Source organism: Massilia sp. Root335 (assembly GCF_001425685.1).
GTDB lineage: Bacteria > Pseudomonadota > Gammaproteobacteria > Burkholderiales > Burkholderiaceae_D > Telluria > Telluria luteola.
The window spans coordinates 1-209 of the sequence record NZ_LMCY01000031.1; the positions used below are offsets into that span (position 1 = coordinate 1).

The window sequence follows — 209 nt, forward strand, 5'->3', positions numbered from 1 at the left end:
CGGCGCTGGCGTTGCCCGCGGCATCCATCACCTTGGCCGTGATCGTATGCGCGCCCGCGCTCAGCGTGGAGGCGGTGATGCTCCAGTTGCCGCCGGTCGCGACCGTACTGCCCAGCACCGTGGTGCCGTCCGTGTCGTACAGGGTCACGGTGGCGCCCGCTTCGGCCGTACCGGTGAAGACCGGGGTGGTGGCGTTCGTGATGCCGTCG

General features: G+C 70.8%; 1 protein-coding gene. It reads right to left on the minus strand.

Going from position 1 to position 209, the window contains the following annotated elements; genetic code table 11:
- The coding region (locus tag ASC93_RS31720; protein ID WP_200958355.1) for an Ig-like domain-containing protein at positions 1–209 on the minus strand (209 nt) is incomplete at both ends.